The sequence below is a fragment of the Oceanospirillum sediminis genome, from assembly GCF_014164585.1.
Lineage (GTDB): Bacteria > Pseudomonadota > Gammaproteobacteria > Pseudomonadales > Halomonadaceae > Oceanospirillum > Oceanospirillum sediminis.
Window position 1 is genome coordinate 1 of the sequence record NZ_JACJFM010000386.1, and the last position, 302, is coordinate 302.

Sequence of the window (302 nt, forward strand, 5' to 3'; positions counted from 1 at the left end):
GTTCTCCTGCTCCTACTCCTGGCAGGCCATCATGGCGTGGGTGATGTCCTGGGGCATGGGGGCGATCTTGCTCATGGCGAGCGTGGTGGCGCTCTCGTAGTGGTAGAAGTGGTGGCCCTTGTACACGTTGACGCCGTGAGAGTCGCACGAACCCGCGTCGATGTCTGCGATGGGCAGAGGCGTGGTCTTGGTGATGGCGCGGGGCGTGGCCGACAGGTCCACGTCCACCAGATTCGTTCCTTGGATGATATGAACTGTGTTTTCAGCAGGACAGACAAAAGCAGCGTCCACGAGATCGGAAG

Annotated in this window: 1 protein-coding gene; it reads right to left on the minus strand. The window is 60.3% G+C overall.

Going from position 1 to position 302, the window contains the following annotated elements; genetic code table 11:
• Positions 1 to 12 precede the first annotated feature (12 nt).
• Positions 13 to 302 (minus strand): hypothetical protein (locus H4O21_RS25335; protein WP_220495935.1); only part of this gene is annotated, 290 nt, incomplete at its 5' end.